The organism is Streptomyces sp. NPDC058964 (assembly GCF_042741275.1).
In the GTDB taxonomy this organism is placed as follows: Bacteria; Actinomycetota; Actinomycetes; order Streptomycetales; family Streptomycetaceae; genus Streptomyces.
In genome coordinates this window covers 1-6,566 of sequence record NZ_JBHYKH010000052.1, presented here as the reverse complement: position 1 = coordinate 6,566, position 6,566 = coordinate 1, and the positions used below count along the sequence as shown (strand labels likewise).

5 protein-coding genes are annotated in these 6,566 nt (G+C 73.2%); 3 read left to right on the top strand and 2 right to left on the bottom strand.

Features of this window, described 5'->3' with window-relative positions:
- Nucleotides 1-185: 185 nt before the first annotated feature.
- Nucleotides 186-707, bottom strand: coding sequence for a hypothetical protein (locus ACFW2E_RS09655; RefSeq protein WP_384463980.1), 522 nt, complete (start codon nucleotides 705-707; stop codon nucleotides 186-188).
- Nucleotides 708-1,144: 437 nt separating this feature from the next.
- Here ACFW2E_RS09655 and ACFW2E_RS09650 point away from each other — a divergent pair, with 437 nt between their 5' ends.
- The 3 genes from ACFW2E_RS09650 to ACFW2E_RS09640 all read left to right on the top strand — a co-directional run bounded on the left by ACFW2E_RS09650 (nucleotide 1,145) and on the right by ACFW2E_RS09640 (nucleotide 5,068).
- Nucleotides 1,145-2,695: an ArnT family glycosyltransferase gene (locus tag ACFW2E_RS09650; RefSeq protein WP_384463977.1), complete on the top strand. Its 1,551-nt coding sequence runs from the start codon at nucleotides 1,145-1,147 to the stop codon at nucleotides 2,693-2,695.
- A gap of 279 nt (nucleotides 2,696-2,974) precedes the next feature.
- A complete protein-coding gene (locus ACFW2E_RS09645) occupies nucleotides 2,975-4,054 on the top strand; it encodes a S8 family peptidase (protein ID WP_384463974.1) in 1,080 nt (359 codons plus the stop codon).
- Between the two features lie 255 nt (nucleotides 4,055-4,309).
- On the top strand, nucleotides 4,310-5,068 hold the full coding sequence (locus ACFW2E_RS09640; RefSeq protein WP_384464030.1) for a GNAT family N-acetyltransferase: 759 nt from the start codon (nucleotides 4,310-4,312) through the stop codon (nucleotides 5,066-5,068).
- Between the two features lie 232 nt (nucleotides 5,069-5,300).
- On the opposite strand, the gene ACFW2E_RS09635 is transcribed toward ACFW2E_RS09640, so the two are convergent.
- Nucleotides 5,301-6,566 (bottom strand): SpoIIE family protein phosphatase (locus ACFW2E_RS09635; protein ID WP_384463971.1); only part of this gene is annotated, 1,266 nt, incomplete at its 5' end.

Here is a 6,566-nt window from a genome sequence, read left to right as displayed (position 1 = left end):
TTGTGGGTGGGGGGGGGCGCCCACACCAGGGGGGGCGGGGGGGGGCTTGGGTTTTTGTGCGGGGCGTGGTTGCGGCCCCCGCCGGCCATGGGGGCCCGGGGGGGCCGCGACGCAGGACACCTGGGGTGCCGTACTTCGTGTGTGCGGGGTACGGTGCCGGGCCGACCGCCCGTTGCCCCGGGTCGTCAGGCCGAGTCCCGCCGGATGGGGCGCAGAACGTGTCCGGCAGAGCAAACCCACTCGGCCCGCACCGAGTTGACCGAGGGATGGACACCGAGTCCGTGGGCCGAGCAGGTGGGCCACACGGTCCGGCCCGGGTCGGCCAGACGGGTCTGGACGCCGTCGGCGGCCCCGGCGAGGACGCCCTGCGCGTCGACCGACTGGATGTGGGTGCCCTCCACGGAGACCTTGCCCAGGGTGAACTGGGAGTCAGGGGCCATGACGTCGATGACGATGCTGGACGGTGGATGCCCGGCGGCGCGGATGTCGCGCATCAGCGAGGCGACCGCGGATTCCGCCAGCAGGGTACGGCGTGCCATCACGTGAGGGGCGAGGTGATCGGTGGTCGTCTCTCCGTTGGCACAAAAGAGCGAGAACAGCCACTCGCCGACCGCGGGATCCCGGGCGAAGGGGTCGAAGTCCACCTCGACGTCGTCGTGCAGGCGTACCAGCCAGCGCGCGAACGCGAGGTGGTACTGGTCCGGCATATCGTCTCTCCTGGCATCTTCCGAGAAGTGCTGGCCGCAGCCGGGAGCCCGGCGGGCGGGCCTCCCGTGATCGCCCGGTACCGCGATCGTAGCGATGCCGAGTGGCGGGGACCCCCGGGCGAGGAACGGCGGAGCCTACGGCAGTGGGTGGCGGGGCGCTTGGTGCCGGGCCGGGGCTCAGGGGCGCCGCCTGCGGAGATCCGGGCGCACCCGCAAGCCTCGGCCGGAGGCGCTTCACCACGCGCGGAACGGGTGCGTAAGGTACGGGCGGCCCGGGGCCGCGCGCGCCCGGGGGCGCCCCGGCCCGGGGGCGGGGGGGCGCCCGCGCGCGGGGCGGGGGGGGATCGGGCGGGGGGCGCCGGGGCCGGGCCGCGCGGGGGGCGCCCGGGCCGCGCGGACGGTGCGGCCGACGGGTCCGAGGACCGGGGGTGGCGGGCATGGCGGACGTGACGGACGTTGCGGACGTGGGGTGTGCGGACGAGGACGGGGAGGACGACGGGCGGATCGCACCGCTGGACCGGCGGGTGTTCGCCGTCGCGGGGGTGGTCCTGGCCGTGCTGATGGCACTGTCCCTGCGCTACGGCTTCCACCGCGACGAGCTGTACTTCCTCGACTGCGCCCGGCACCTCCAGGCGAGTTATGTGGACCAGCCGGCCCTGGCGCCGGTGCTGGCCCGCGTCTCGCTGTCGCTGTTCGGGGTCTCGGCTGCGGGCCTGCGGCTGTGGGCCGCGCTGGCCGCGGCGGGCACGGTGGTCGTGGGAGGGCTGACCGCGCGGGAGTTCGGCGGCGCGCGGCGGGCGCAGCTGCTCGCGGCGGTTGCGACGGGCACCATGCCCGTGCTGCTGGGCAGCGGGCACGTCGCCAATACGACGTCGTACGAAGTGCTGGCATGGGCGGCGATCGCGTTCGTGGTCGTGCGCATCGGCCGCACCGGCGACACGCGGTGGTGGCTCGCCGCCGGAGCGCTGGTCGGCCTCGGCTCTGCGTTCAACCACCTGGCGGCGATCTTCGGGACCGTCCTGCTGGCCGCGGTGCTGCTAGGCCCGGCCCGGCGGACCGCAGCCGACCGACGTCTGCTCGCGGGCGCGGTGATCGCCGTGCTGTCCGTGCTGCCCGACCTGTGGTGGCAGGCGCGGCACGGCTGGGCCATGTTCGCGATGACGCGGGCGCTGAACGGGGAGCACGGAGGCGCGGGGAACATCTCCACCTGGATCGTTGGGCAGTTCGGCATGTCCTGTCTGGCGATGACGGTGCTGTGGGTGGCGGGCCTGCGGTTCCTGTGGCGGTCCGGCCGGCCGCTGTGGCGCTGCCTGGTGACCGCGTACGCCGTGCTGTTCGTACTGTTCGCGGTGACGACCGGAGCGCAGGTGTACTACCTGGGCGGGCTGTACGTGTGCTTGCTTGCGTCCGGCGCGGTGGGGCTCGACGAGTGGCTGCGCTCACGCCCGGACCGGCTGCGCGGCCTGCTGATCGGAACCGCCGTCTCGGCCGCACTGTCCGCCGTGATCGTGCTGCCGGTGCTGCCGCCTTCTGACGTGGCCTGGACGTACGGCACCAGCCCGAATTCCGGGGAGACCCTGGGCTGGCCGCAACTGGTGGGCACCGTGCGGCGGGTATGGACCCGGCTTCCGGCCGGGCAGCGCGCGAACGCGGTGATCTTCGCTGCGGACTACGGCGAGGCCGGCGCCATCGACGAGCTGGGCCGCGGCGCCGGACTGCCCACCGCCGCGGGCGCCCAGAACACCGACTGGTGGTGGGGCCCCGGCAACCCGCACGCCACGACCGTGGTGGCCGTCGCCCCCGGCCCCGACTACGCCCCCGGGTACGCCGCCCACCTGCGCCGGTACTTCCGGCACGTCCGCGTAGCCGCCACCCTCTCCAACCCGGGCGGCGTGCACAACATCGAATGGGGCGGCCACGTCTACATCTGCACGGGTCCCCGCCGCCCCTGGGGCGCGATCTGGCCCGAACTGCGCCACTACGCGTAGCGCCCGCGGGGCCGTCCCGGTGTCGCGCCACGCGAGGTGCCGGCTGCGCCACGACCGAGGTCATCAGCACCTGCCCCGCCGTCGCGACGACTCACAGCCGGCTCCCCACCGCCACGTCGGCCCCGCCTCCCGCCGCACCCAGCCGGCCGACCCACCCGCACGCCTCGCTGGAACCGCCCGCCCCCTGTGGTCGTCTTGTGCGCTGACTGTGAACGAAGCGGGGGTGTGGTGGACGCTGTGACGCGGAACGTGACGAAGGCCGGTCTCATCGTTGTGGCCATGGCGACGGTGCTCGGGGCCTCGGCCTGCGGCGGGGAAGCCGGCGCTGCGGCCGGGGGGAGCGGCGGGAAGCTCCCCACGCACGGGAAGGGGTCCGTGGCGCGCTCCGGGGACGGGGCGTCGTCCGGCTCGGCACCGACCTCTCCCGGCGCCGTGGAGAAGCTGTCCGGGACCGCGGGGACCGGGGTGTCGCCCATCACCCGGCACGTGCCGTGGAACCTGGACATTCTGGACCAGCGGTCGCGGCCGCTGAACGGGAAGTTCACCACCACCGCCACCGGCAAGGGCGTCCACGTCTACGTGATCGACACCGGGATGGACATCGCCCACAAGGAGTTCGGCGGACGCGCCCACCTCGGCGCCGACTTCGTGGGCCCGAAGGACTCCGGTGACTGCTTCAGCGAGGCGGGAACCGGCCACGGCACGTTCGTCGCGGGCATCATCGGCGGGGCGAGGTACGGGGTGGCGCCCAAGGCGGAGCTCGTACGGGTCCAGGGCATCCTGTGCGAGAGCGAGGGCGGTGGCTCCCCGGAGGCGGCCGAGGCGGCGTTGGTGAAGTCGGTCAAGTGGGTCACCGCGCACGCGCAGAAACCCGCGGTGGTGAACATGTCGCTCAACCTCGACCACCGGTCGGCGGCTTTGGAGTCCGCCGTGAAGAAGATGGTCGACGCGGGGATCCCGACGGTGGTGTCGGCCGGAAACTTCCATGACGACGCGTGCAAGCACTCCCCGGCCGGCGTTCCCGGCACGATCGTCGTGGCGGCCTCCACCTCGAAAGACCGGGCGTGGAGCGACGGCGGCTCCTATGGATCGGGCTACGGACGGTGCGTGGACCTGTACGCCCCCGGCCAGAAGGTGACCGCCGCCCTCGCCGGCGGCGGTACGACCACGGAGAACGACGGCGCGACGTCCTGGGCGGCGCCGCATGCGACCGGCGTGATCGCGCTGTACCTGTCGGCACACCCCCACGCCACGGCCAAGGAGGTCCACGTCTGGCTCGACCACACGGCCACCCCCGGTGTCGTGCACGGCGTCCGCTCCGACACTCCCAACCGGCTGCTCAACGCAGGCGGCCTCTGACCTGTGCCCGCCGTCCCGGTCGCACGGTCGAGCGGCATCACATGCAGCCGCACGGCCGTGGTGAATGGACCCACGGAAGACAACTGTCCCTGGCAGTACGCGAGCTGATTCCCCGCCGGCCGGGCGGACGCTGGCCGTCATGCCACACCGTTCGGGCCGACGGAGCCGCGAGGACCGGCGGGTACAGGCCCTGTTTCGGCACAGCTTGTCGCAGCATTCGTGGCAGCCGCTCCATGCCCGCGCGCCGGGAACCGCGTGCGGGCCGTCGGCGCGGTGGTGTGTGATCGGGGGTATGGCGATCGAAATGGGTGGAGCCGGGACGGACGGAATCTCGCCGTCGGGCTGCTGGACGGTCCCGAGCTGCTGCGGCTGGCGATCGCACCGGATGTTCAGCGGGACGAGGAGCCGGCGCACCAGCTGGTCGAGGACGTGCCCGAGCCGGAGCGCGGGGTTCTGATGGAGGGCAAGGCGAACATCGAGGCACCGACGGGCGCGCTGGTCCGGGATCTGCTGTGCGGGAACGGCTGGGACACCGATGACCCGTGGACCCCGCTGCGCCGCGACCTCACGGAGCGGGCGCAGGCCCCAGGCGTGCGGATCGAGGTGATCGGGCCGCAGCGGGCGCGCGTGCGCAGCGCCGTGCAGCGGGCGGCGTTCGACAGGTCGACGTTCACGGGCGAGCGCCGGCACGCGATGGCCGCCGGATTGCCGTACGCCGACGCCCGGTGCCCGGTCGCCTGCGACGACCGGGGCAACGCGGTGGCCGCGGTGACGGTGTGGTCGGCCGGTCCGGGGAGGCCCGGACTGCTCGAGCCGATGGGCGTGGACCGCGAACACCGCGCTCGCGGCTACGGCAGGGCGATCACCGTAGCCGCGGCGGCCGCACTCCAGGAGCCGGGCTCGTCAAGTGCGATCGTCTGCACCCCGAGCTCCGACGCCGGTGCCGTCGCCACCTACAGGTCGGCCGGCTTCCAGCAACGCCCCGAGATACGGGACCGGCGCCGGGACACCTAGGCCGTGCACCCGCGCTCCGCGGACCTGAGCGGGCCGGACGTCCCTCTCTCGGGGAAGACCATGCCGACGGCGGGGGCAAGGGGAGCGTCGAGGCCGGGTGTCGCTGTCCGTACCGCGATGCCAAGGCGTGTCGGAACCGGCGGGCGAGGGGCTGTCGACGGTATCCGGGAGCGGGTGTTCACCGCGCTGATGACCGAGGCGGACGCAGACGAAGATCGGAGGAACCCGACGATCACGTCATTGACCGGCCCGCGGCAGGCTGACCACGAGGATTCTCGCTGCCGGCGTCTTGGACGGCCTCGCACGTGGCCAGCTCGGCCCAGATGGTCTTCCCGGACGCGGTGTACCGCGTGCCCCAGCGCTGGGACACCTGGGCGACGAGGAACAGGCCGCGGCCTCCCTCGTCGTCCCGACGTGCTCGGCGCACGTGAGGTGCGGTGTGCGCGTTGTCGGAGACTTCGCACAGCAGGCAGCGTTCCCGGATCAGCCGCAGCATGACCGGCCCGGTGGCGTACCGCATGGCGTTGGTGACCAGCTCACTCACCACGAGCTCGGCGGTGAACGCCAGTTCGGACAGGCCCCAGATCCCCAATTGGTGCTCGGTGACTGTGCGGGCGCGAGCCACCATGGCCGGGTCGGGCGGCAGCTCCAGGTCCGTCACCCGGTCGGCGCCGAGCCGTCGGGTGCGGACGAGCAGCAGCGTGGCATCGTCCGCCTGTGGTCCGGGCGGCAGGGTCGACAGTGCCTGGTCACAGAGTTCCTCCAGTGGGCATGGCTGCCGGGTGAGCACATGGGCCAGACGGTCGATTCCGCTGTCGATGTCGGTGCGCCGGTCCTCCACCACGCCGTCGGTGAAGAGCGCCATGACACTGGCGCTGGACAAGTTCAGCTCGACGTTCTCGTAGGGCAGGCCGTCCAGCCCCAGTGGCGGTCCCGGCGTCAGCGCGGACACGGCCACCGAGCCGCTCTCATCGGCCACGATCGGCGGGGGATGGCCGGCGCTGGCCCACACGCACCGGCCGCTGACCGGGTCGTAGATCGCATACAGGCAGGTCACTCCGAGCGCCTCATCGCTCAGTCCGTCATCCGCGTGGGGTTCCGAGTCCTGCGCGACCAGGCCGTCCAGCCGGGTGAGCAGCTCGGCCGGATCCAGGTCCAGCAGGGCCAGGGTCCGGACGGTGGCGCGCAGTCGGCCCATGGTCGCGGCCGCGTGCACGCCATGCCCCACCACGTCGCCGACGGTGAGGCCCACTCTGGCCCCGGACAGCGGGATCACGTCGAACCAGTCGCCGCCCACGCCCACGCGGCTGTCGGCGGGCAGGTAGCGGTACGCGATGTCGAGCGCGCTCTGCTGGGGCAGGTGCTGTGGCAGCAGGCTGCGCTGCAGTACCAGGGCTGCCGCGTGCTGGCTGGTGTAACGGCGGGCGTTGTCGATGCCGACGGCGGCCCGCTCGGCCAGTTCCACGGCGAGCGTCTGCTCCTCGGGCTCGAACCGGTC

Coding starts and splice junctions, on each gene's coding strand:
- ACFW2E_RS09655 (WP_384463980.1), bottom strand. CDS start 707: ATGCCGGACCAGTACCACCTCGCGTTCGCGCGCTGGCTGGTACGCCTG.
- ACFW2E_RS09650 (WP_384463977.1), top strand. CDS start 1,145: ATGGCGGACGTGACGGACGTTGCGGACGTGGGGTGTGCGGACGAGGAC.
- ACFW2E_RS09645 (WP_384463974.1), top strand. CDS start 2,975: ATGGCGACGGTGCTCGGGGCCTCGGCCTGCGGCGGGGAAGCCGGCGCT.